The sequence below is a fragment of the Pelagibacterium limicola genome (genome assembly GCF_015694405.1).
Classification (GTDB): domain Bacteria; phylum Pseudomonadota; class Alphaproteobacteria; order Rhizobiales; family Devosiaceae; genus Pelagibacterium; species Pelagibacterium limicola.
Map to the genome: position 1 here is coordinate 494,179 of NZ_JADQDB010000001.1, position 21,117 is coordinate 515,295.

The following is a 21,117-nucleotide window of genomic DNA, read 5'->3' on the forward strand; positions in this document are numbered from 1 at the left end:
CGGTTTTGCAGTTTTTGGCTGCCTTTTTTACGGTAATGGGCCAAGACAGCGCAGGCCCATTTTTGCTCTCGATACTCCCGTCTACACACCTGCTGGATCGGATCGATGCCGACTGCAGGATATCGCGGACCATATTCGGCGATAGTGCTCAAAGGAGGGAGATTATCATGGCATTCAAATTCAAAAGCGTGTTGCTCGCCAGCGCGCTGGTCCTGCCCGCGCTCGCGACAGCCGAGGCCCAGGATGGCAACCACGCCATTCTGACCGCGGTTCCCCAGCAATTGACGAGCTGGGTCGAAAACTACAACCCGTTCAACAACACAACTGTCCTGCCGACCATTCTCGATTTCATGTATGAGCCGCTGGTGGTGTTCAACGCCATGCAGGGCGGCGAACCGCATTACCGGCTCGCAGAATCCCATACCTACTCCGACGACATGCTTTCGCTTACCTTCACTCTGCGCGATGGCCTTCTCTGGTCGGACGGTGAGCGGTTGACCGCTGCCGATGCGGTGTTCTCGTTCAATCTCGTCAAGGAGTTCCCCGCCCTCGACCAACGTGCCGTTTGGCCCAAGCTGCGCGGCGTCTATCAGGTCGACGACCGCACGTTCACGCTGGAGCTTGCCGCTGTCGATGCCGGCCTCATCTATCAGATCGTTCAGGTGCCAATCGTTCCCGAGCACATCTGGGCCGATATCGATGATCCGGTGACCTATACAAACCCAACCTCGGTCGGTTCCGGCCCCCTCACCGAGATCGACCGGTTCACACCCCAGGAATACATCCAGTGCCGCAATCCCCATTACTGGGATGCCGAGAGCCTGCATGTGGACTGCATGCGTATGCCGCAACTGGCCAATAACGACCAGGTCCTGACGGCCGCCGCCAATGGAGAACTGGACTGGTTCGGGTCGTTCATCCCAGACATCGAACGTACCTATGTCGGCGCCGATCCGGACAACCACGGCTATTGGTTCCCTGCCGGCTCGCCCGTGTTTTTTTCACTCAATCTTGCGCATCAGGATCCCGGTCTTAACGAAGCCTTCAACGACCTCGCATTCCGCCGTGCCTTCTCGATGGCGATGGATCGCCAAGCCATGGTCGATATCGCGGGCTACGGCTATCCGACCGTCAACGATTACCCCTCGGGCTTGGGCCGCGCCTACCACTCTTGGAACAACCCTGAAGTCGAGGCTCAGTACGGCAAATATACCGAGTTCAACATCGACGGCGCCAAATCCGAACTCGAAGCCGCAGGTTATGCCGACACCAATGGCGATGGCTTTATCGAGAGCCCCGGCGGTCATCCGATCCGCTTCAACATCATCGTTCCGAACGGTTGGACCGATTGGGTGAACACCGTCCAGCTCGCGGTTGAAGGCCTCAATGAGATCGGTATCGACGCCACAGTTGCAACGCCCGAAAGCCCGGCCTGGACCGATGCACTGATTGCCGGCGACTACGACGCGGCGATCAACTCTGTAACGACCGGCGTGTCTCCGCACTACTTCCTCGACCAATCGCTGCACTCGCGCCACATCGGCCAGAGCCGCTTCCAGTCGGCGCGGTACGCCAACCCCGCGCTCGATGCTGCGCTCGACTCGTTCAACTCGACCGTCGACCCCGAGGAACAGACGGAAATCATGAACGAAATCCAGATGCTGATCGCGGCGGACATGCCCCTGATCAACGTCTTTAACAACCCGCTCTGGTACGAATACAACACCAGCCGCTTCACCGGCTTCTTCAATGCGGACAATCCTGTCGCGCGCCCCGTGGTCTATGCGGGTGTGCCCGAGCGCCTGCTGCATCTGCTCAGCCTGCGCCCGGTCGCACAGTAAGCGACTTCCGACAATGACCGGACGGCCCATCGGGCCGTCCGGCTGTACCGCAGGAGAGCGAAGATCATGGCCTTCGTGTTACGTCGTCTGGGCTTCTACATCGCCGCCTTTTTCATTGCGGCCACCATTAACTTCATTCTTCCGCGCCTCATGCCGGGCAACCCCATCGACATCATGTTCGCCCAGGCGACCACCACCATTCCGCCCGAAGCCAGGGCCGCGCTTATCGAGACCTTCGGCTTTGCCACCGGCCCGCTGCACGAGCAATACTTCGCCTACCTCAAATCGGTCTTCACCGGGGATCTAGGCTATTCCATCCGCTACTATCCCCAGACCGTCAACGAGCGGCTGGGCTGGGCCCTGCCCTGGACGCTCCTGCTCGCCGGGACGGCGACCGTGCTCGCCTTTGCCCTAGGTTCGCTGATCGGCGTTTTCGCAGCATGGAAACGCGGCGGTGGCTTCGATGCCCTGGTCACGCCGGCCTCGCTGGCGCTGCAGGCCATTCCACCCCTGGTCATCGCGATCCTTGCGCTCTTCACCTTCGGGCTCGTCCTGAGATGGCTGCCCACGGGCTATGCCTACAACCCCAGCCTCGACCCGGGCTTCAACCTTACTTTCATCGGCTCCGTATTCTTTCACGCCCTCATGCCGGTCTTTTCGCTGATGATCGTTTTCATCGGCGGCTACCTCGTGACGATGCGTAACAACATGATCGGGCAACTGGGTGAGGACCATGTGATCATGGGGCTCGCCAAGGGCCTTTCGGAGCGGCGGGTGAAGTTTAATTATGCAGCCCGCAATGCCCTGCTCCCGTCGGTGACTTCGCTTGGGCTCACGCTCGGTGCCATTCTCGGAGGCTCGCTGGTGACCGAAGTCGTCTTTAACTATCCGGGCCTAGGCCAGATGCTCTACATTGGCATCGTCACCCGCGACTACCCGCTCATCCAGGGCCAGTTGCTCATCATGACACTGGCCATCCTGACGGCGAACCTCATTGTCGACCTCGCCTATGTCCTTCTCGATCCCCGCTTGAGGAGGGCCTGATCCATGCGCGATACGCTGAAGGTTTTCCTGCGCAACAAGAAGGCCGCAATCGGTCTGTCGATCGTTCTCGCCTACGTCATCATTGCGCTTTTCGCCCCGTTGCTGATCGAGGCCAACCCCATCGCCCGCGTCGGGCGACCCCATGTGGCGCCCGACGCCGATCACCTGCTCGGCACGACACGCATGGGTCGCGACGTCTTTACCCAGCTCATATACGGGACGCGCACCTCGCTCGCCGTCGGTCTATTCGCCGGGTTTCTCGTCGTCGCCATCGGCACGGTGCTCGGGATCGCGGCAGGTTATTTCGGCGGGTGGGTCGACGAGATCATCAATTTCTGCACCAACGTCATCCTCGTCATCCCCCAGCTTCCGCTGTTGCTGGTCATCGCGGCCTTCCTCGGCCAGACCAGCCCGTTCGTCATCGCCATTATTATCGGCATCACCTCATGGGCTTGGGGCGCGCGCGTAACGCGGGCTCAAACCATGACGCTCAGACGCCGCGAGTATATTCAGGCTTCCGAACTGTTGGGTGAACCGGCGCACCGGATGATCTTTGTCGAACTGTTCCCCAACCTGCTCTCGATCATCGGATTCAATTTCATCGGCTCGGTGACCTACACGATCATCACCCAGGCGACCCTTGAGTTCCTCGGATTGGGCAATCCGATGGCCGTGAGTTGGGGCACCATGCTCTATCATGCACAGACCACCTCGGCGATGACTGTCGGCGCGTGGTGGGAGGTCGTTGCGCCCGCCGCCGCCGTTGCCGGCATTGGCGTCGGCCTCTCGCTCCTCAACTTCGGGGTCGATGAAATTTCCAACCCTCGCCTGCGTACCCTCGGCACCATCGCCGCTGCGACGAGAGCGCAGGAGAAGATCGACCGGGCACGCTCCGCAGGCAAGTTACAGGAGGCCGTGCGATGACGACGCTCGTTAATGTCAAGGGCCTCCAGGTCGACTTTCTGACTGGCAAGGGGCTGTTCACGGCCGTCCGCCAGATCGATTTCGACATCGGGCATTCCGAGGTGATGGGGCTGGCCGGCGAATCCGGCTGCGGGAAATCGACCATAGCCTTCTCCCTTATGCGCCTGCATCGCCCTCCCGCCATCATCTCGAAAGGCACCATCATCATCGATGGCCAGGATGTACTCGCCATGCCGCCCGAGAAGCTGGCGAAATGGCGCTGGTCGCAGGTCTCAATGGTTTTCCAGAGCGCCATGAATTCGCTCAATCCCGTCATCACCCTCTTCGAGCAATTCCGCGACATGCTCGCCCGGCATACGTCCATGAGCCGCGCCGAAATCCGTGCCCGGGCCGCGGAGCTGCTAGGGCTCGTTGGCATTCCGGCGGCGCGGCTCGACGATTACCCGCACCAGCTTTCGGGAGGCATGCGCCAGCGCGTCGTGCTGGCAATGGCACTGGCCCTCAATCCAAAGCTCATCATCATGGACGAGCCGACCACAGCGCTCGATGTCGTCGTCCAGCGCGAAATCCTCCAGGAGATCATGACGCTGAAGGCGCAGTTCGGCTTTTCGATCCTCTTTATCACGCACGATCTGGCGCTGATGAGCCAGTTCGCCGACCGGATTGCCGTCATGCTCAAAGGCCAGATCGTCGAGGTCGCACCCACCGCCGAGATCGTCGCCAACCCCGCGCACGACTATACGCGCACATTATGGGACGCCATGCCCCGCATCGGAGGCGTGTGATGGGAGACACGATAAACGTTACTCCGCTGCTCGAAATCGAGAACGTCAGTAAGATCTTCCACCTCAAACCCATGTTTGGCGCGGCCAAGGAGGTCATCGCCATACGCAATGTTTCGCTCACCCTTGGCAAGGGCCGGGCGCTGGCCGTGGTCGGTGAGTCGGGATCGGGCAAATCGACGGTCGGAAGGGCCGTCACCGGACTCTTCAAGCTCTCCGAAGGGCGGGTACTCTTTGATGGCAGAGATATCGCGCAGTTCCGGCGGCGGGCCGAAAAGCTCGCCTATGCGCGTTCCGTGCAGATGGTCTTCCAGGATCCCTTTGCCGCCCTCAACCCGGCCCATACCATCCGCCATCACATCGAGCGCGCGCTCAAGCTCCATCGCGGGCTCTCAGGCACAGCGATCGAGGATGCACTACTACGTGTATTGGCCGATGTCGAAATCGACGCTGAAATCGCGCTCGGCAAATATCCCCACGAACTTTCGGGCGGCCAGCGCCAGCGCATCAATCTTGCCCGGGTGCTTGCCGTCGGCCCTCAACTGGTCGTGGCCGACGAACCGACGTCCATGCTCGACGTATCGATCCGCAAATCGGTGCTGGGATTAATGGACAGAATGAAAAAGGAGCGGGGCATCGCGTTCCTCTATATCACCCACGACATTGCCACCGCGCACTATCTCGCTGAGGACACCGCGGTAATGTTCGCCGGACAGGTCGTCGAATGGGGACCATCGCGCTGCGTCATCGGCAATCCCCAACACCCCTACACAAAGGTACTGCTCTCGGCAGTACCCGATCCTGCCATCCGTTTTGCTTCCGATCCGGCTAGCGGTCGGGCCTTTTCCGAAGGGGTCGAGCGGATTCGTGCGCTGGCACGCAAACCGGCGGGCTTGCCGGTCGAGATCGAACCGGGCCATTTTGTCCGGCATCGATTTGACGAAATGGACGCTGCCTGATGGCCGATCTTCTGGTTCGACTCTACGATCTTCCCGAATACGACTATGGCCGGACAACCAGCCAGGGCGTAACGATCCGCCGTGCCCTACCGCTGGAGCGCGGATTGGTGTGCGACTGGGTCGAAGCCCATTTCTCGCGCATCTGGCGCTCGGAGACCGAAGTGGGCTTTTCCCACCAGCCGGTCGGTGTCTGGTTGGCTATCGAGGGAGAGCGTCTCCTCGGCTTTGCCTGTGGCGACGTCACTGCCCGCGGTTTTTTCGGCCCCACTGGCGTTGGCGAGGCGGCACGAGGCCGGGGCATCGGGGAAGCGCTGCTGTTTAAAACGCTTGAAGACCTGCGTGCCAAAGGCTTCGCCTACGCGGTAATTGGCGATCCCGGTCCAGTGGAGTTCTATAAAAAAAAGCTCGACGCCATGGAGATACCCCATTCGAAGCCCGGCATTTACAAAGGTATGTTGAGATAATGGATCTTTACGCGCTCAACCCGTTTGCGGACGATCCCCACCGGCATCCCATCTGGGAGATGTTGGTGGCACGGGATATCGAAGCCTTCCTCGCCTGCGACTGGACGATGGTCGAAAGTGACTTCGCTGCCGATCGTTTCCTCGGTATAGACGGCAAGGCATCCGGCAACCCCGACGATTGGTGCATCACCTTCCCCACGCTTGATTCCTACCGCGATAGCTGGCTTGCGGGTGCGGAGGATTTCCGCAAGCGTGCCCGGGTCGAAACCGCCAAAGCCTCGGTGTTCGGAGCAACCCGCCTGACCGAGATCGAGATCGCCGGCGACCGCGCCCTTGCCCACAAGAAGTTCGACGGCCTTGTGCCGATGCGCGACGGCACAGCCGATGTGCTCAATTGGCAATCGATCTATACGCTGACACGGGTGGGCGGAAGTTGGAAGCTGACCGGTTTCATCGGATACCTCCCATATCCGATGCCGGAGGTTCAAACCTGAGCGATCACTCTTTTCTAAACGGCAGGCTCAGCCTGAGCCCGCGACGCGAACCGATCGCCCATCCGCCCGCTCGACCAGCCTGCCTTGGCCGGTCTGCGACCAGGCTAGTTCAGCCACGCTGCGGTCCGCCAGTTCCAACTCGCCGCGCCCCGGATTATCGATGGCCAGGACGGAAGCCTTGAGGAGCTGACTATAAGGATGCTCGGGCGTATCGAGGATCACGCGGGCCGGCCCCTGCTCAACCACGTGCCCTTTCTGCATGATGATGATGCGATCCGAAAAGTAGTAGGCCGTCGCAAGATCGTGGGTGATATAGATCACCGTGACATTGAGGTTTGTCCGCAGGTCGCGCAGCAGATTGACGATCGACATGCGCAAGGACGCATCGACCATCGAAACCGGTTCATCCGCGATCAGGAGCGAAGGATTGGGGATAAGCGCCCGCGCAATGGCCACGCGCTGAAGCTGTCCGCCCGAAAGCTCGTGGGCAAATCGCCCCTTGATCTCGCGGAGGCTTAGACCGACCTTCTGCAGGGCATCGTCCATAGCAGCATCAATCGCGGTCCGATCCTTTAGTCCCAGCAGCGTACGCGCGGTTGCTTCCAGATAACGGTCTACCTGCTTTAGGGGATTGAAAGCCTCGAACGGGTTCTGGAATACCGGCTGGACTCGCCGCATGAAATCAAGTCGCGCCGCCCGGCTCCTGATATCGGCGACGCTTTGCCCGTCGAATACAATCGCACCCTCCGTCGGGGTCTCCAACCCCAGGATCATGCGCGCAAGCGTCGTCTTGCCCGACCCCGATTCCCCGATAATCGTCAATATCTCGGGCCGCCCTGCCTCGAGGGCGAAGCTCACATCCACCACCGCATCGACATGCCTGCGCGATAGGATTCCGCCCATCGGAAAGCGCTTGCCGACCTTGTCGACATTCAGCAACGTCATAGCGTTTCCTCTCTCACGCCCTCGAAACGGGTAAGGGGCCTGACATCATCGCTGCGCCAGCAGGCGCTGCGATGGCTTTCACCGACGATTTCGAGCGGCGGCACGCTCACCTTGCATTTGTCGATGGCGAGGGGGCATCGGGGATGGAACCGGCAGCCTGGCGGCGGATCCGAAAGATTGGGAGGTCGCCCCTCGAGCGCCGCCTTGGGCGACCTGTCACCGATGCGCGGCAGGCTGGCAACAAGGTGTGCGGTATAGGGATGTTTGGGTGCGGTGAATAGCGTACGTGTCGGCCCTTCCTCCACCAGACGTCCGGCATACATGATGCCGATCCGGTCGGCCATGTTGGCGTGCACGCTCATGTCGTGCGTAACGAAAACGACCGACGAACCCATTTGCTTCTGCACGTCGCGGAGCATGACCAGGACGTCCTTTTGCACCACCACATCAAGCGCGGTCGTCGGCTCGTCCGCGATTATGAACTGGGGTTGGCAGACGGTCGCCAAGGCGATTGTCATGCGCTGGCGCATTCCTCCCGACAACTCATGGGGATAAGAGTTGAGGGTATCGGGAGAAAGATTGAGCCGCTTGAGATGCGTTTCCACCCGGCCCCAGAATTCCCGCGTCGGCAAGCCCATAGGCCGGAAGGCGAAATCCTCGAAACTTTTCCTGATCCGCCGCACCGGGTTGAGCACGCTCATCGAGCCCTGCATGACATAGGAAAGATTCTTCCAGCGGATCGCGTCTACCTCGTCCTTGCCAGCCTTGTACGGGTCGATCACCTTGTCCCCGAACCGGTAGGTCATCGACCCCTCAACGATGCGCAAAGGCGGCCGGATGGCAGCGGCCAGCACCTTTATGAGGGTGGTCTTGCCCGAGGAACTTTCGCCGGCAATCCCGTAAATCTCGTTCTCGCGGATCGACAACGTGATGTCGTCCACCGCCCGGACCTCGCGCGTAATCCCGAAATGGTCGAGCTTGTAATACGCCTTGAGGCCCGAGACGGTCAGGATGTTCTTGTACTCTGCCATCACGCGCCTCCAATCCGGCGCAGACGGGAACGCGGGTCGATATATTCATTGAGCGCAACCGTCAGCAGGAAGAGGCCGATAAACAAAATCACGATGAGAACGACGGGGATGAGAATCCACCACCACACGCCCACGACCATCGCAGAGTGGTTATTGGCCCAGTAGAGCGTGGTACCCACTGTCGGGACATTGATATTTGTGAAGCCAAGAACCGCCAGCGTTACTTCGAGCCCGATCGACCAGATCATGTTGGCTATCGCTGTCGCAAAGACGATCGGCATCACATAGGGCAGATGCTCCTCGAACATGATCTTGCGCGCGCTCATGCCCGAGAACACCGCATGGCGGGTGAACTCGCGATGCCGGAGACCCAAAGCCACCGAACGGATCAGCCGCGCGTCGAACGGCCAACCCAAGCATCCCATGATCAGCGCAAGCGTGAACATGTCGAGATTGGAGCGTAGCACGAAGTAGAAGAGGATGAGGATGGGAAAGACCGGGAGCGACACGAAGATGTCGTTGAAGAACATCAGCACGCGGTCCATCCAGCCACCCACATAGCCGGCTAGGAGGCCCACTGTGATGGAAATGATGCGGCTTATGACGGCGACCATCAGGCCGAAAGACAAAGTATTGCGGAACGCAAAACTCAACTGCCAGAACAGGTCCTGGCCGCGGGAATTGGTCCCGAACCAGTAGGTGGTCGAAGGCGGCATATCCGGCGGCACGACATAGATCAAATGCGGCGGCGCGGGCGCAAAGAAGCTCGCCAGGGCGAATATGACGATGATGCCAACCAGCAGTGTTCCGGCGGCAAATTCGACATTGTAACGGGCGAGGTCTCTGATAACGGCAAACATCGCTATTTCACCCTCACGCGCGGATCGAGAAGCGGATGCAACAGGTCGATCACGAATATCGCTGAGGCAACCGCGACCACGGCCATCGAGGAGACCGCAAGAACGAGCGTTGTATCGCCGCCATTGACGGCGGTGACCAGAAGCGTGCCAAGACCCGGATAGCCGAACACCTGCTCGGTGATGATGGTGCCCGAGAAAATCCCGCCCAAGGCCATGGCAAGTCCAGTCAATTGCGGGACCGCTGCGTTGCGGATGACGTAAAAGAACACGACCCGCTCGGATTTTACGCCAGCCAGTTCCGCATAGGTCACGTAATCCTCCGTCACGATATTGGAGACCAGCGCCCGCATACCGAGGAACGAAATCCCCAGCCCCACGATCACCAGCGAGGCAGCAGGAAGTATGGAGTGATGCAGGATCGAGAGGATGTACTCCATCGTGAAGCCGGGGCGCACGTTCATTGCGAAGCCGCCCGATATCGGCAATACGGGCCAGAAATAGCCGAAAATAAGCACCAGCAGGAAGGCCACGATGTAGTAGGGAATGGGCTGTATGCCCATTGCTACGACGCCGAATGCCTTGAGGAACCGGTTGTTCTGGTAATAGCCCGCAAGCCCGCCCAGCAGATTCCCGATGGTCCAGGACATGACTATGGCCACGGCCAAGAGCCCCACCGTCCAGGGCAATGCCCGCATGACCAGTTGCATGGCCGGCGTGGGAAACGCAATGAGCGAAGGACCGAGGTCGCCTACCACGAAACGCGCCCAGAAATTGAGATATTTGATGTGCAGCGGCAGATCGGCAGCGAACAATTCGGTCAGCGCCTCACGCAAATCCTGCAGAGCCTGAGGGCTGAAGCTGGCCTGCGCCGCTACACGGCCGACGATCATCTCTACCGGAGAGATGGGCGACATATGGGTAATGAAGAACGCCGCAGAGATGCCCGCGAACACTACGGCGGCCAATTGGACAAGTCGCTTCAATACAAACGTCAGATAGTCGCGCATACCGAGATCCAGGCGCTCCTGCCATTCAATAGAAAGGGCGTCCGGCCCGAAAGCCGGACGCCAACGCCCTAGGGAGGGGTTACTGTGCGGGTTCCACCTGGGTGAAAATATACCGCGAATTTGCCCAGTTGGTGACCGGGTTGGCATAGGGCCGTTCCACCGCATCCGGGAAACCGGTCCAGTACCGCTCGGAATATGCGGCGAACACATTGTACGACATCATCGGGATGAGCGGCATTTCCTCCACCATCAGCCGGGCGAACTCATGCCCAAGCGCAAGGTTTTCCGGCGTACCGAATTCCGTCACGCGGACCTCCTCTATGATGCGGTCGAGTTCGGGATGCTCGAAGCGCTGGAAATTGCGCGGCGACTGCCGTTCACCCGGCTCCACGAGGAACTCCGAGTGCCAGCTGTCGAGGAAGAACGACAGGTCCGGATCGCCACCCCAGGACTCGATGGTCCATGCGGTGAGGGCATCGAAGTCGCCCAGGGGCATGGACGTCGGGAAGATCACGGGATCGACTTCGACATCCACCTGCACGCCAGCCTGGGTCCATTGCTGGGCGGCCATCGTGCCGAACCGGTTGATTACGCCCGATTCGAACGTCTTGAGCGTAAAGGCGAACCGCTCGCCATTGGGCGTGTACCAATCGTTGCCCTGACGGGTGAACCCGGCATCCTCGAGAAGCTCGGCGGCGGCTTCCAGGTTCTGACCCCACCAGCCGAAGCCGAACGCGCGGCGGATTTCGTTGGGATCGGTCGGCACCTGATCACCGAACTGCGGACGAACCATCTCGGCAACCTGCAGCCCGATATCCGGATCGTAGGGCTTGATGACCGACGAGCCGGTGTCGAGTTCAAAATCGATGAGCCAATCCTGAAGCTGGGAATGGTAATCGTCCAGATGCGTTCCGGTGGGCGGGATGGCAATCGGCGACAAGGTCGCTGCCCCACGGTAGGAGGCCATAGAGATCTGACGGGCATCCAGCATTAACGTAAGCGCCCACCGCACCCGGCGATCCGAGAACAGTTCATTCTGATTGTTGAGAATGATTGCCGGCAAGGTCGGGTCAGGATGCGCAAACGGGAACCCGGGGAACCAGCCCCGGGCCGTCTCGTCCTGCTGGACAAGGCTGAACATGGCTTCCGGCGTCAGATCGTGGATCATGTCCAGATTGCCGTTGACCATTTCGATCAGGCGATTGTCGATATTGGGGATCGAACGATAGATAATGTATTGCGGACCGGGTTCGCCGTACTGAGCCACCGACGTGCGCTCCCAATCCTCTCGCTTCTCCCAGATATACCAAGCCCCGTTAGGGTCGTAGCTATTAAGCGTATAAGGCCCGAGGCCGACCGGCGGGTTGAAATCAAATTCGGTGGGATTTTCGTGCTGCTCAAAGATGTGCTTGGGCATTATCCACGCCGCGTTCCAGCGCACGGCGAATGCAGAATGGAAGCGTGAGTTCGGCGCGTTGAGCTTGAACAGAACGGTGTGGTCGTCCACCGCCTCGACGCTGGCGACGTGGCGATTGAGGTTCGCACTGGCACCGAATGCGGAGTGCGCCTTCAGCGTTTCGACCGTGTAGACCACATCGGCGGCCGTAAACTCGACGCCGTCGGACCAGTAGAGGCCCTCTCGCAGTTTCACCGTCATTTCGGTGAAATCGTCATTATACGACCACGGCTCCGCGGCTAGTGAACTATAAAGCGAACCGTCGATCCCTGCATTGGGATCGATGTACCACAACGTGTCGGTGACAAGCTGATGAAGGCCGGTTGAGGTACCGCCGCCATGGCCCGCCACCCAGAGATTGAACCAGTCGGGATTGATCGCAGGGTTCTCGGGATTATGAACGATCATCGTCTGTTCCCGCGGAAATTCGGTGATCGGTGGCACGTCTTGAGCGACAGCGGGAACGCTTGCCATGAGGGCAAACAGTCCGGCCGACGCCAATAGCGTCTTCCACTTTTTCATTAGTCTTCCTCCCAGTTTTGAGGGACGCACCTCACGCGTTCCCCTACTCCGATAATGCTAATGCATCGCAATGCGATGTCAACGCATTATATGATATGAACCCGAATTTTTGATAGTTAGTACGAAACGGGCCGAGAGCGCGAAGCACCAGAGCCCGCTGGCGCTTATCCCAATCGGATCATCTGATAGGAATACGGCGGTGCGCTGACATTCAGCACGCCGCTCGCCACGGCTGCACCGGTCCCGTCCCGGGGTTTCACATTGTCCATGTTACCCCCGGTGTTGGTCGCTTCGAGATCGTCGTGCGTCATGATCTTATGCTCGATGACCTTGAGATCATCAAAGCCGTCTAGGCGGGCACTGATGTCAATCGCCTCGCTCGGATGGCGGTTGACAACAAAGAGCGTCACCGTCCCTGCGTCCGGATCGTGGACCGCCGAGGCGTCGAGGTAGGGCACGTCGCCGAACTTGTCCACATCGTAGGAAGGACTGTCCACCCTGAGGTCGAGGGCTGTGCCGCGGCCATAGACCGAAGCATAGTAGTAGGGGTAGTAAATCGTCTGGCGCCAGGCAGGGCCGCCCTTTTCCGTCATGATTGGTGCGATAACGTTCACGAGCTGGGCGATGCAGCCGATTTTGACCACGTCCGAACGCCGGATAAAGGTGTTGAGGATCAGACCGACCTGCAACACGTCCTCGAAATTATAGACATCCTCGAGCAATGCGGGGGCGTGAGGCCAACCATCGTTGCCGTCGAGAATTGCCCGATCCTGCTGGTTGGAGTGGTACCAGACGTTCCATTCGTCGAACGAGATATAGACGTTCTTGTCCGAGCGCTTCTTGGCTTTGACGAATTCGATGACGCCTTTGACGGTGCCGATATACTCATCGAGCCGGTGGCTGAGGGCAAGGTAGCTGGCCGTGTCCTTCTCCCGATTGGCGAAATACATGTGCAGCGAAATGTAGTCGACCACGTCGTAGGTATGCTCGAGTACGGTGGCTTCCCACTGCGGATAGGTCGGCATGAACGAGTGCGACGAACCACACACGACCAGCTCAAGCGACTTGTCGAACGCACGGATCGCCTTGGCGGTCTCGGCGGCGAGCTTTCCATATTCGTCGGCATCCTTGTGGCCGATTTGCCAGGGGCCATCCATTTCATTGCCCAAGCACCAGAGCTTGACATTCCAGGGCGCCTCGCGCCCGTTCTTCTTGCGCAGATCGCTCCAGTAGCTACCACCCGGATGATTCACGTATTCGACGAAATTGCGCGCCGCATCGAGCCCGCGTGAGCCCAGGTTCACCGCAAGCATCATCTCGGTACCGACGGCATCGCACCAGTCGGCGAATTCATGAATGCCGACCGCGTTGCTTTCCGAAGTATGCCAGGCCAGATCGAGCCGCACCGGCCGCTCTTCTTTCGGGCCGATACCATCCTCCCAGTTATACGCCGATACGAAATTGCCGCCGGGGTAGCGCACTACTGGGACATTGAGCTCCCGGACAAGATCAATCACATCGCCGCGCATGCCGTTTTCATCCGCTGTCGGATGATCCGGCTCGTAAATACCTGAGTAGATCGCACGCCCAAGATGCTCGAGGAACGCCCCATAGAGGCGGTCATCGATCCTCGATATGGTGAAGCTCTTATGTCCCGTGATCGTCGCTTTCATGACCCCTCCACATTTCCTACCGAATTTCGGATTTATACCGGAATTGATGATTGAAACATCGGACCTTGTCAATGCGCCGTGGCGGCGTCGGGCCAAAAAACGCCGAATGGAGCGCAATGGCGCCCGCCGGCAGACCGTCAGGCCTGGTAGATCCGCATCACGATGTCCTGGTCGTAATTGCCGAAACCTCGACCGAATATATTGATGCCGCCAGGGTGAATGGAGTCGTCCTTGATCCCGACCCGCATGCGGATGGAATGATGCGCGGCGATATCGAGGCTTTTGAGCGTCACGTCCGACATTTTGAGCCCATCGACGTAACTACCCGTATTGTCGACTTTGAAGCTCTTGAGCTTGCCGTACTGCGAGCCCTTGAGCTTCCACCAGTCCGGCGTGTAGACGCCACGCTTGTCCCCGTAATCTCCGGGCGACGTCCATGTACCGATTTCGGTGCCATTGACCCAGATGGTAATGTCAGAGGGCCAATCCGCGCTGGTACCAGGCACCTCCGAGGACAGCTCCATCGAAAATTCGACGGCCTTTGCCGTGCCGTTGGCAAGCTTGGTGTTGTTGGGGAACTGGTATTCCACATGCCCGCGCGTGAACCAGATCAATGCGGCGCGCATGCGATTGGGATCGAGAAACGTGTCCGGCACGTCCAGCAAACCTACAATACCGTCAGGCGTGCACAAGCCGCACGGCGCGGTAACATCGCAACTGGTATAAAGTCCCAGGGGCATCGACACCTCGATATGCCCGCCCTTGACCTTGGCGATGTCCTCCTTGAATGCGACGAGCACTTCATCGAAGGCGGAATGGCATATTTTCTGATTACCCTTGCGAGCCTTCTGGACTTCCGAGCGGACCAGGCCCGCTTCTTCCAGAATCTGGACATTTGAGGAAACCGTCGATTGTGGCAAATCGAGGACTCCCGCGATGTCGTTGACGTTCTGCGCCCCTTTTTCGTGCAGGAGCTTGAGGATACGCACACGAACGGGTGACGCCAGCCCCTTCAGTACCGCCATTCCCTCCTCAGGATCTACGACTAGAAAATTTCTTGCCATTAAAAACTCGGCGGCCCTCTCCGCTAATTTCTGCCCAAGCACAGCACCAGAACGAGCATGTATCAGAATTCCTGATGGAATCCAGCCGTCGGATCGAAATTACCAGGAATTAGCTCTCCCGCCACCCGCCCGGCCAAGCTCCAGGCCGGTACATTCCTAAAATTATTAGTCATAAAAAACGAGTTGACGATAATATTAGCAATTGCTTTTTATAAGTAAGGTGCTGGCACTTTCGGGCGCCGGAGCCAAAGGGGAGGAAGTTTGTGCGATTAAAATTCGCTTGGAACGCGGGCGTTGCAACCTCGGTCGCGTCCGGGAAAGAACCCGTAACGGGGTTGTCTCTGTGGCTTCGCCTGCTGGGCGCCGGGCCAATTGTGATCCTGCTGTTGCTCATAGGCGTCCTGGCGCTGAGCGTTCCGATGTTCTTCACCCCCCGGAACCTGTCCAATATTCTGGCTCAGACGGCGGTAATTGCCGTGGTTGCACTCGGTCAGCACCTGGTGATCCTGACGCGCGGCATTGACCTTTCGGTCGGCTCAAACCTTGCGCTGGCCACCGTGCTCGGCGCGCTCATGTTCCGGGTCAACGACAATGCGTTCGTTGTCATGGCGACCATGCTGGCGGCCGGAGGTGCCGTCGGAGCGATCAACGGTCTCGTCTACGTCTACGGCCGATTGCCCCACCCTTTCATCATCACCCTGGCAACCCTCTCGATCGCGCGGGGACTGGCTCTCGAATTGTCCATCGGACACACGACCATGCGGGGGATGCCCGAAACCATCGCGGTTATAGGCGGCGGCACCACCTACGGAATTCCCAATTCCTTCTTTGTGGTGGCAGGCGTTGCTACGCTGCTCTTCGTTGTCGCCAAAACGATGGTTTGGGGCCGCTGGATTTATGCCGTGGGCGGACAGCCTGACGCCGCACGGCGCATGGGAATTCCGGTCAACGGCGTCATCGTGTCTACCTATGTCATCGCTGGTCTCTGTGCCGGCGTGGGCGCAGTACTGCTTGCGGGGCGCACCGAGGCGGGGTCGCCTCTTTACGGCAATCTTCTTGAACTCGATACCATCGCCGCGGTCATCATCGGCGGCGCCAGTTTCCTCGGCGGCCGGGGTCATATCGGGCACGCGCTTGTTGGAGCGGTGATGATCGGCGTCATTCGTAACGCACTCAACCTCCTTAACGTAAACGCCTATTACCAACTGATCGCCATCGGCGTGATCATCGTCCTCGCCGTGCAATCCGATGTCCTGCGCAACCATCTTGAAGGCCGGATGCGTGTCCTGCAGGCAGCGAGGGTGCAATGACCGCGAGCCTCCCACCCGTTCTGGAAGTCCGCGCCGCCCACAAGCGCTTCGGCGCGGTCCATGCCCTCAAGGGTGTCGGGCTCAAGGCATACCGCAATGAGGTTCTCGCGCTACTCGGCGACAATGGCGCAGGCAAGTCGACGCTCATCAAATGCATCAGCGGCGTCCACGAGATCGACGAAGGGGAGATTCTCATCGACGGCCAGCCGGTCGCGCTCCACTCGCCGGCGGCGGCGCGCAGCGCAGGGATCGAGACCGTCTATCAGGATCTCGCCTTGTTCGACAATCTGACGCCAGCGCAGAACTTCTTCTGTGGCCGGGAAATTGCCGGCCCATCATGGCTTCCGAAAGGACTCCAGTTTCTGCGCACCCGCCAGATGGACAAGGACGCGGCGGCCGTCATCGAGCGGCTCAAGGTGAAGCTGCCGAAATTCGACGCGCAGGTGGCACTCATGTCCGGCGGTCAGCGCCAGGCGATTGCGGTAGCGCGCGCCACTGTCTTTGCCCGCAAGCTCGTCATTCTGGACGAACCCACTGCAGCGCTTGGCCTGCGGGAATCGCGCAAGGTGCTCGATCTCGTGGACCAACTCCGCGATGAAGGAAACGCCGTAATTCTCATCACACACAACATGGAACACGTCGTCGATCTTGCCGACCGCGCAATCGTGCTGCGCCAAGGGCACAAAGTCGGCGAACTCAGACCCGATCGCTCCAATCAGAAAGAGATGGTGAGCATGATCATGGGAGCTGAGTGACAGAAGATTTGCTGCCGGGATCGCCGCCAGCAAATTCGAGGCCGTCCGATGACGGCCGACACAAGGGAGGACTTTATATGAAATTGCTTAAATTGCTGGGGGGGCTGGCCATCGCGGCCATAGTCTCAGCCCCTGCATTGGCAGCGGACGTGAAACTCGGCTTCATAACCAAGTTTCCGGTGCCGTTTTTCGGGACCATGGAGCAGGCCGCGAAGGACTATGCCGCGTCAAATCCCGGGGTCGAGATTGTTTTCGGCCAGGGTCAGTCCGCCACCGACATCGAAGGGCAGATCGCGCTCATTGAATCGATGGTCACCCAAGGCGTCCAGGGCATTGCCATAACGCCCGTCGATCCGACCGTAGCGCCCGCTCTTGACCGCGCCATCGAGGCGGGCGTCAAGGTGGTGCTGATGGACAACAGCATCCCAGGCTGGGAAAATGCTACAGCCCTTGCGACCACCGACAACTACAATGCTGGCACCATCGCCGGCGCCTACCTCAAATCGGTGCTTCAGCCCGGTGACACGCTCGGCATTCTTGAAGGCGTTCCTGGCGTTCCTGCGCTGGATGATCGCGTAAACGGCATGCTCGATGGCCTGGACGGGCTGGAAGTTCAGATTGTCGGCCGCAATGCGACCAACTGCACCGAGGAACTTGGCCTGTCGGTCGCAGAAGACCTGCTCACCGCCAATCCGGACCTCAAGGCCATTTATGCGGCGTGCGGGCCTCCGGCCGTCGGCGCCGCACAAGCGATCAAGAACGCCGGCATTGCCAATGATGCCATCGTTCTGGTCGGGTTCGACGCCTGCTGTGGCGAACTCGAAAAGATCGCCGAAGGCGTCGAGGACGCTACAGTTGCCCAGTTCCCTTATAAGATGGCTGAACTGGGCGTGGACGCTCTCGTCCGCGCGCTCGGTGGCGAAGACGTACCTTCGCTGATCGATTCCGGCGCGGCATTGGTGACTGCGGAGAACGCCGCAGAGTTCCAATAAGCCGTTATCTTCGAGGACCGGCGCACTGCGCCGGTCCTCACGACAAGGACGGGTTAGCGGTAATCCGCAAGGAACTCTTGACAGCTTTTACTTGTCGGATGCGGAGGCGACATTGGTCGCCAGCAAAAGCGTACGCCTAGCCGATGCCAGATGCCTGCGGCAGGCCGATTTGATCTTGCGTGGGTCCTGCTGCTTGAGCGCTTCGATGTATTCGAGGTGTTCGAGGATCGCCGCTTCGTTGCGTTGACGCTCGTCTTTCTTGTTCCATTGATAGTGATAGTGAAACACGAAGGCGATGACATCGTAGAAATCGTCGATGAAGCGGTTTGGCTGGGCCCTGTTGATGAGGCGGTGAAACCGGTTGTCAAGATCGGAGAAATCGTGAAATCGGCAGTCGATATCGGCGAGCAAATGCCTGTGTTCGGCCTCGATCATGTCGAGATCGGCCCATGCCGGATCCTCGGGAGCGAGCGCGGCAAAAGCCACCGCTGAACGCAGTTCGAAAAGCTCACGGATATCGAAAAGTTCGGTGGCGAATTCCCGCGTAAAGCCCATGAACCGCCAGCCGGAATTGGGGCGTTTCTCTATAAGACCGAACCGCTTGAAACGGTTGAGAAACTCCCGCACGCCGTTGGTGCCGACGCCGAACTGGCGCGCCAACTCGAGTTCGTTGATCTGAAATCCGGCGCGCGCGTCGCCCCGCAATATCCACTCAAAGAACTGCCTTTCGACCTGTTCGGCGGCCGAACGCGTCTCGGTCTCGGGAAATCGGGCTTCGGGTGGCGGAACTTTCGCAACGATGCGATGCAGGCCGGAATCGTCGAGAAATCCATCCTCGGATAGACGGGAAATGACCTTGCGCACCGTAGTGCGGCTTACCCCCAGTTCCGCCGACATCGCATTTTCCGAGGGGAGCGGGTTGCCGGCGCCGATCCGTGCAAGCCACGCAATCGTCGAATTGAAGGTCTGCTTGTAAACGGTATCGGATTTCATCCATCCCCGCCTGATCTATTCTGTCCGGTGCCGGCCAGGAACCGACGGCAGGCGATGAAGCCCACGCCGAATGGGCCTATAATATAGATCAGCCTCTCATGCACCAAGGCGTCGACCTGTCTCCCTGTCGAACAGATGAACGTTTTCTGCTGCGATTGTGAGCCGGACGGCCTCATCAGGCCGGAGCGTTGTACGGCCTACATTGAAGACGGTCAGCCCCGGCGCGCCGCGCGTGATGACAAAGCTCGCCGCCCCGGTGAATTCGACAAAGTCGACTTTCGCATGCAACCCCGGCCCGTCACCAGCCGAAATCTCGAGATGCTCGGGCCGCAACCCCGCAGTCACGGTCTCTCCCGCCCCAAGCATGATTCCGCCGGGGAGCGGCACGCTACCCAGGTCCTCGATCACCAGCGTGCGGCGGTCCTCGGCGACAACCGCTTCCACGAAATTCATCGCCGGCGATCCGATGAAGCCACCGACGAACCGGGTGCTCGGACGATCATACAACTCCAGCGGCGCACCCTGCTGTTCGATTACCCCGTCGCGCATGACCACGATATGGTCGGCCATCGTCATCGCTTCGATCTGGTCGTGCGTGACATAGACCGAGGTCGCCCCGAGCCGGTCGTGGAGCGAGCGGATTTCCTTGCGCATATGCACGCGCAGCGCCGCGTCGAGGTTTGACAGTGGCTCGTCGAACAAGAATGCCTTGGGATGGCGGATAATCGCCCGCCCCATGGCCACACGCTGACGCTGCCCGCCAGAGAGTTCGCGAGGATATCGATCGAGCAGCTTTTCAAGTCCTGTGGTCGCCGCTACCTCTTTCGCGGCGGCCTCGGATTGCGATCGCGGCGCACGCTTGAGCCGCATGGAATAGGTGAGATTGTCGATAACCCGCATATGCGGATAGAGCGCGTAGGACTGGAACACCATGGCCACGTCGCGCTTGCGCGGCGGAACCGCGTTCATCACCTCGCCTGCAATTTTGAGCGTCCCGGCTGTGATCGTTTCCAGCCCGGCCAGTGAACGCAAAAGCGTCGATTTTCCGCAACCTGAAGGTCCGACCAGCGCAACGAATTGTCCCTTGCGGATCGAGAGATTGACCGCCTTGAGAGCATGGAACGCCCCGTAGTGCTTGTCGACGTCGATGAGTTCGATCTGGAGCTCGTCGCTCATTTCAGTGCTCCCGAAGTAAGTCCGGCCACGATCCGGCGCTGAAGCAGGACAAAGACGGCCAGGATAGGCGTTACGTAGATGGCGGCGTAGGCCATGATATTGTTCCATTCGAACGTGTTCGGCCCCATGAAGGAGTTGAGGCCCACGCTCGCTGGCTGCAGGGTCGGTGACTGGATGATGGACTTCGAATAGACGTATTCGCCGAAAGCCTGCATGAAAATGAGGATCGCCGAAACAAGGATACCATTGCGGGCCAGCGGCAATGCGATGGAAAAGAAGGCGCCGATCCGCGAATTGCCGTCGACCAGCGCTGCTTCCTCGAGTTCGGCGGGCACGCTCATGAATGTTGCGCGAACCAGGACGACAAAGAACGGCATGGTCTTGGCCGTCAGCGCCAGAATGACCGCGAGCCGTGGCGTGTCGAGCAGCCCCACCTGCGAGAACCCGACGAAGATAGGCGTGATCATCAGCGAGGCCGGCAGCACCTGCAGCATCAGGACCAGGAACAAGGCAACGTCGATCCAGCCATTCCGGTACCGCGCCAGCACATAGGCGCAGCCCGTGCCAAGAAGCGCAGTCAGCGCGGTCGTCCCGCTCGCGATCACGATGGAATTCCACATGTAGCTCGCCATCCCACGCGAGGTCCACACATAGCCGTAGTTACCCCACTTCGCATCGCGCGGAAGGAAATCCGGGGGTGTCGCAAAGATATCCGAACCGGTCTTGAGGCTCGTCACATACATCCAGTAGAGCGGGAAGAGGTAAAGCGCTGCAAGCCCTAGGGCGATAACGACGAGAACGCGGTTGCGCCATTCGAGTGTCATG

At 59.5% G+C, this 21,117-nt stretch carries 20 protein-coding genes and 1 pseudogene; 11 read left to right on the forward strand and 10 right to left on the reverse strand.

From position 1 onward, the window contains the following. Nucleotides 1-167 precede the first annotated feature (167 nt). From I2G20_RS02410 to I2G20_RS02440, 8 genes and pseudogenes are all read left to right on the forward strand, one after another. Nucleotides 168-1,841 (forward strand): ABC transporter substrate-binding protein, encoded by a 1,674-nt coding sequence (locus I2G20_RS02410; protein ID WP_196258070.1) that lies wholly within the window; start codon nt 168-170, stop codon nt 1,839-1,841. Between the two features lie 66 nt (nt 1,842-1,907). Beyond that, entirely contained in the window at nt 1,908-2,885 is a 978-nt protein-coding gene (locus I2G20_RS02415; RefSeq protein WP_196258071.1) for an ABC transporter permease, read from the forward strand. 15 nt (nt 2,886-2,900) lie between these two features. Beyond that, on the forward strand, nt 2,901-3,809 hold the full coding sequence (locus tag I2G20_RS02420; protein WP_207747522.1) for an ABC transporter permease: 909 nt from the start codon (nt 2,901-2,903) through the stop codon (nt 3,807-3,809). Beyond that, nucleotides 3,806-4,594: an ABC transporter ATP-binding protein gene (locus tag I2G20_RS02425; protein WP_196258073.1), complete on the forward strand. Its 789-nt coding sequence runs from the start codon at nt 3,806-3,808 to the stop codon at nt 4,592-4,594. Before I2G20_RS02420 ends, I2G20_RS02425 begins: the two co-directional genes overlap by 4 nt. A 71-nt stretch (nt 4,595-4,665) precedes the next feature. Continuing rightward, nucleotides 4,666-5,100, forward strand: a pseudogene (locus tag I2G20_RS17515) (ATP-binding cassette domain-containing protein); the annotation flags it as partial. Between the two features lie 192 nt (nt 5,101-5,292). Beyond that, nucleotides 5,293-5,550 carry an ABC transporter ATP-binding protein gene (locus tag I2G20_RS17520; protein ID WP_425502604.1) on the forward strand — a complete coding sequence of 86 codons (258 nt, stop codon included), beginning with the start codon at nt 5,293-5,295 and terminating at the stop codon, nt 5,548-5,550. After that, nucleotides 5,550-6,014 carry a GNAT family N-acetyltransferase gene (locus tag I2G20_RS02435; RefSeq protein ID WP_196258075.1) on the forward strand — a complete coding sequence of 155 codons (465 nt, stop codon included), beginning with the start codon at nt 5,550-5,552 and terminating at the stop codon, nt 6,012-6,014. Before I2G20_RS17520 ends, I2G20_RS02435 begins: the two co-directional genes overlap by 1 nt. After that, nucleotides 6,014-6,508 (forward strand): hypothetical protein, encoded by a 495-nt coding sequence (locus I2G20_RS02440; protein WP_196258076.1) that lies wholly within the window; start codon nt 6,014-6,016, stop codon nt 6,506-6,508. Before I2G20_RS02435 ends, I2G20_RS02440 begins: the two co-directional genes overlap by 1 nt. A 27-nt stretch (nt 6,509-6,535) precedes the next feature. On the opposite strand, the gene I2G20_RS02445 is transcribed toward I2G20_RS02440, so the two are convergent. From I2G20_RS02445 to I2G20_RS02475, 7 genes are all read right to left on the reverse strand, one after another. Next, nucleotides 6,536-7,453, reverse strand: coding sequence for an ABC transporter ATP-binding protein (locus tag I2G20_RS02445; RefSeq protein ID WP_196258077.1), 918 nt, complete (start codon nt 7,451-7,453; stop codon nt 6,536-6,538). Further along, nucleotides 7,450-8,484 (reverse strand): ABC transporter ATP-binding protein, encoded by a 1,035-nt coding sequence (locus I2G20_RS02450; protein ID WP_196258078.1) that lies wholly within the window; start codon nt 8,482-8,484, stop codon nt 7,450-7,452. Before I2G20_RS02450 ends, I2G20_RS02445 begins: the two co-directional genes overlap by 4 nt. After that, nucleotides 8,484-9,344, reverse strand: a complete 861-nt coding sequence (locus tag I2G20_RS02455; RefSeq protein WP_196258079.1) for an ABC transporter permease — start codon at nt 9,342-9,344, stop codon at nt 8,484-8,486. The genes I2G20_RS02450 and I2G20_RS02455 overlap by 1 nt, the downstream gene beginning before the upstream one ends. Before the next feature lie 2 nt (nt 9,345-9,346). Beyond that, complete coding sequence (locus tag I2G20_RS02460; RefSeq protein WP_196258080.1) at nt 9,347-10,351, reverse strand: ABC transporter permease; 1,005 nt, start codon at nt 10,349-10,351, stop codon at nt 9,347-9,349. 79 nt (nt 10,352-10,430) lie between these two features. After that, nucleotides 10,431-12,329 (reverse strand): ABC transporter substrate-binding protein, encoded by a 1,899-nt coding sequence (locus tag I2G20_RS02465; protein WP_196258081.1) that lies wholly within the window; start codon nt 12,327-12,329, stop codon nt 10,431-10,433. Nucleotides 12,330-12,493: 164 nt separating this feature from the next. Continuing rightward, nucleotides 12,494-14,002, reverse strand: coding sequence for an arabinosylfuranosidase ArfA (gene arfA, locus I2G20_RS02470; protein WP_196258082.1), 1,509 nt, complete (start codon nt 14,000-14,002; stop codon nt 12,494-12,496). A 137-nt stretch (nt 14,003-14,139) separates the two neighbouring features. Beyond that, nucleotides 14,140-15,066 carry an ArsR/SmtB family transcription factor gene (locus I2G20_RS02475; RefSeq protein ID WP_196258083.1) on the reverse strand — a complete coding sequence of 309 codons (927 nt, stop codon included), beginning with the start codon at nt 15,064-15,066 and terminating at the stop codon, nt 14,140-14,142. 374 nt (nt 15,067-15,440) lie between these two features. Here I2G20_RS02475 and I2G20_RS02480 point away from each other — a divergent pair, with 374 nt between their 5' ends. The 3 genes from I2G20_RS02480 to I2G20_RS02490 all read left to right on the forward strand — a co-directional run bounded on the left by I2G20_RS02480 (nt 15,441) and on the right by I2G20_RS02490 (nt 18,123). Then, the gene (locus I2G20_RS02480) at nt 15,441-16,376 is read left to right on the forward strand and encodes an ABC transporter permease (protein ID WP_425502605.1); all 936 of its coding nucleotides are present in this window, start codon (nt 15,441-15,443) and stop codon (nt 16,374-16,376) included. After that, nucleotides 16,373-17,131 carry an ATP-binding cassette domain-containing protein gene (locus I2G20_RS02485; RefSeq protein ID WP_196258084.1) on the forward strand — a complete coding sequence of 253 codons (759 nt, stop codon included), beginning with the start codon at nt 16,373-16,375 and terminating at the stop codon, nt 17,129-17,131. The genes I2G20_RS02480 and I2G20_RS02485 overlap by 4 nt, the downstream gene beginning before the upstream one ends. A gap of 77 nt (nt 17,132-17,208) precedes the next feature. Then, nucleotides 17,209-18,123 carry a sugar ABC transporter substrate-binding protein gene (locus I2G20_RS02490; RefSeq protein WP_196258085.1) on the forward strand — a complete coding sequence of 305 codons (915 nt, stop codon included), beginning with the start codon at nt 17,209-17,211 and terminating at the stop codon, nt 18,121-18,123. A gap of 87 nt (nt 18,124-18,210) precedes the next feature. On the opposite strand, the gene I2G20_RS02495 is transcribed toward I2G20_RS02490, so the two are convergent. The 3 genes from I2G20_RS02495 to I2G20_RS02505 form a co-directional block, all read right to left on the reverse strand. Next, complete coding sequence (locus I2G20_RS02495) at nt 18,211-19,116, reverse strand: GntR family transcriptional regulator (protein WP_196258086.1); 906 nt, start codon at nt 19,114-19,116, stop codon at nt 18,211-18,213. Nucleotides 19,117-19,212: 96 nt separating this feature from the next. Next, entirely contained in the window at nt 19,213-20,292 is a 1,080-nt protein-coding gene (locus I2G20_RS02500) for an ABC transporter ATP-binding protein (protein WP_196258087.1), read from the reverse strand. Further along, nucleotides 20,289-21,116 (reverse strand): carbohydrate ABC transporter permease, encoded by an 828-nt coding sequence (locus I2G20_RS02505; RefSeq protein ID WP_196258088.1) that lies wholly within the window; start codon nt 21,114-21,116, stop codon nt 20,289-20,291. The genes I2G20_RS02500 and I2G20_RS02505 overlap by 4 nt, the downstream gene beginning before the upstream one ends. Between the last annotated feature and the right edge of the window lies 1 nt (nt 21,117).

Excerpts from the sequence above, each read along its gene's own strand:
- I2G20_RS02435 (WP_196258075.1), top strand. The coding sequence starts at position 5,550 with ATGGCCGATCTTCTGGTTCGACTCTACGATCTTCCCGAATACGACTAT.
- I2G20_RS02505 (WP_196258088.1), bottom strand. The coding sequence starts at position 21,116 with ATGACACTCGAATGGCGCAACCGCGTTCTCGTCGTTATCGCCCTAGGG.
- I2G20_RS02500 (WP_196258087.1), bottom strand. The coding sequence starts at position 20,292 with ATGAGCGACGAGCTCCAGATCGAACTCATCGACGTCGACAAGCACTAC.
- I2G20_RS02490 (WP_196258085.1), top strand. The coding sequence starts at position 17,209 with ATGAAATTGCTTAAATTGCTGGGGGGGCTGGCCATCGCGGCCATAGTC.
- I2G20_RS02410 (WP_196258070.1), top strand. The coding sequence starts at position 168 with ATGGCATTCAAATTCAAAAGCGTGTTGCTCGCCAGCGCGCTGGTCCTG.
- I2G20_RS02425 (WP_196258073.1), top strand. The coding sequence starts at position 3,806 with ATGACGACGCTCGTTAATGTCAAGGGCCTCCAGGTCGACTTTCTGACT.
- I2G20_RS02415 (WP_196258071.1), top strand. The coding sequence starts at position 1,908 with ATGGCCTTCGTGTTACGTCGTCTGGGCTTCTACATCGCCGCCTTTTTC.
- I2G20_RS02455 (WP_196258079.1), bottom strand. The coding sequence starts at position 9,344 with ATGTTTGCCGTTATCAGAGACCTCGCCCGTTACAATGTCGAATTTGCC.
- I2G20_RS02445 (WP_196258077.1), bottom strand. The coding sequence starts at position 7,453 with ATGACGTTGCTGAATGTCGACAAGGTCGGCAAGCGCTTTCCGATGGGC.
- arfA (WP_196258082.1), bottom strand. The coding sequence starts at position 14,002 with ATGAAAGCGACGATCACGGGACATAAGAGCTTCACCATATCGAGGATC.
- I2G20_RS02460 (WP_196258080.1), bottom strand. The coding sequence starts at position 10,351 with ATGCGCGACTATCTGACGTTTGTATTGAAGCGACTTGTCCAATTGGCC.
- I2G20_RS02475 (WP_196258083.1), bottom strand. The coding sequence starts at position 15,066 with ATGGCAAGAAATTTTCTAGTCGTAGATCCTGAGGAGGGAATGGCGGTA.
- I2G20_RS02495 (WP_196258086.1), bottom strand. The coding sequence starts at position 19,116 with ATGAAATCCGATACCGTTTACAAGCAGACCTTCAATTCGACGATTGCG.
- I2G20_RS02485 (WP_196258084.1), top strand. The coding sequence starts at position 16,373 with ATGACCGCGAGCCTCCCACCCGTTCTGGAAGTCCGCGCCGCCCACAAG.
- I2G20_RS02450 (WP_196258078.1), bottom strand. The coding sequence starts at position 8,484 with ATGGCAGAGTACAAGAACATCCTGACCGTCTCGGGCCTCAAGGCGTAT.
- I2G20_RS17520 (WP_425502604.1), top strand. The coding sequence starts at position 5,293 with ATGTTCGCCGGACAGGTCGTCGAATGGGGACCATCGCGCTGCGTCATC.
- I2G20_RS02465 (WP_196258081.1), bottom strand. The coding sequence starts at position 12,329 with ATGAAAAAGTGGAAGACGCTATTGGCGTCGGCCGGACTGTTTGCCCTC.
- I2G20_RS02440 (WP_196258076.1), top strand. The coding sequence starts at position 6,014 with ATGGATCTTTACGCGCTCAACCCGTTTGCGGACGATCCCCACCGGCAT.